At 70.2% G+C, this 1,749-nt stretch carries 2 protein-coding genes; both read left to right on the plus strand.

Going from position 1 to position 1,749, the window contains the following annotated elements; all coding sequences use genetic code 11:
- Positions 1–282 precede the first annotated feature (282 nt).
- Entirely contained in the window at positions 283–1,032 is a 750-nt protein-coding gene (locus tag FAF44_RS53265) for a serine/threonine-protein kinase (protein ID WP_237111131.1), read from the plus strand.
- A 20-nt stretch (positions 1,033–1,052) separates the two neighbouring features.
- The gene (locus tag FAF44_RS53270; RefSeq protein ID WP_237111132.1) at positions 1,053–1,478 is read left to right on the plus strand and encodes a hypothetical protein; all 426 of its coding nucleotides are present in this window, start codon (positions 1,053–1,055) and stop codon (positions 1,476–1,478) included.
- Positions 1,479–1,749: the final 271 nt, after the last annotated feature.

Consider the following 1,749-nt stretch of genomic DNA (forward strand, 5'->3'; position numbering starts at 1 on the left):
CATGTCCATCGAGATGCGCGACACGGACGAGGACGTCTTCCGTGCCGCGGAGGAACTCGGAATCGATCTGTCCCGGCGTGAGCCGAGCAGCGTGGAAGAGGTCTGAACCCGGCGAGACCGTCCGTCGTGCGGCGTCTGCTGGAAAACAGGCGCCGCACTCGCCCCGATCTTCGCTTACTGTGCAATTCAGGGGGCCGTGCTGCGGGACAATGTCCGAGCCGGTGTGCAGGCGAGCACGGCGCGCGCGGGACAAACGGGGAACCACGGAGGATGACGTCGGGAATGACCGCTCAGACGCAGGAGCAGCTCGGCCCTTACCGCGTGATTCGGAAGATCGGCGAGGGCGGCATGGGGGTCGCCCACCTCGGTCTCGACGCGGCCGGCCGCGAAGTCGCGATCAAGGTGCTGCACCCGCACGTCGCCGCCGATCTCAAGGCGCGTGACCGGCTGGCCCGTGAGGTCGAGACGATGCGGCGGGTGCGCAGCGCGTTCGTCGCCGAGGTGATCGACGCCGAGCTGGCGGGCTCCCGGCCGTACGTCGTGACCCGCTTCGCGCCGGGCCGCACGCTGGAGGACACCGTGTTGTCCGAGGGCCCGCTCGACGCGCGCGCGGTGATCAGGCTCGCCCAGGGATTGTGCCAGGCGCTGGTGGACATCCACGCGGCCGGTGTGATCCACCGCGACCTCAAGCCGTCCAACGTGATGATGGTGAACGGCGAGCCGCTGGTCATCGACTTCGGCATCGCCCACCTGGTGGACGCGGCCCGGCTGACGCAGAGCGGGATGTTCGTCGGCACGCCCGGTTACCTGGCGCCGGAGATCATCCGCGGCTCGCACATCACGCAGGCGGCCGACGTGCACGCGCTGGCCTCGACGGTGTTCTTCGCCGCGACCGGCACGCCGCCGTTCGGCACGGGCACGTTCGAGTCGGTCTGCTTCAACTCGCCGGCGAGCCGTATGAGCCGGACGAGCAGCCCGGGCGGCGCCGTCCGGCGGCGTCGAAGGAGCCCTTCGACCTGCGGCGCTTCCTGAAGGGCAGCGACTTCGTCGGCGTGCTCGTGCTCGTCACGCTGGTGGCCCTGACCGTCGGCACCCCGGTCACGATGGGGCTGGTGGTCGCGGCGCTCTCGCTGGCGCTGCGCGTCGCCGACTTCTACCTCGCCGAGACCCGGCCGGAGCTGACCAGGGCGGCGCTCGTGGCGATCGGCCACCTGCTCCTGTCGCTGGCGTTCGGCATCGTCGCGGGGGGCCTGCTGAACCTGACGGGCCTGTTGAGCGCCGCCCACGCGGAGTCGCTGGCCGCCGGGGCGTTCACGCTGGGGCTGTACGTGCTGCCCGGCGCGGGCGCGGCGCGGCGGACGGCCTCGCGCGTCCTCGCCCGCGTGCTGCCCGGCAGCAGCGCGATCGTGGTGTCCACGGCCATCATGGGGCCGATCGCGCTGATCGCCACGATCGTGGCGCTGGCGGACGTCCGGTAGCCGACGGCGCAAGCCGGAGCAGCGAAGAGCGCAAGCCTTGCGGCTGCTTGCGCTCATCCGACGTCGGCCCTTGCACGCTGCCGGAAGGTGTGGCGGGCCGAGCCCGGCGGCCTCAGCAGGGAGAAGATCGAGAATTCGCCGGATGGGCGAAGTTATCTCTTTGCGCAATCTCGTCGAAATATTGCGGCGATCTGCTCGACATCTTATGGTCTGGCCAACCCCCATATGCGAAGGGCCACCCCCATGAGAGCACTGTTAGCCGCCCTTACGT

The sequence above is a fragment of the Nonomuraea sp. MG754425 genome (genome assembly GCF_021699195.1).
Lineage (GTDB): Bacteria > Actinomycetota > Actinomycetes > Streptosporangiales > Streptosporangiaceae > Nonomuraea.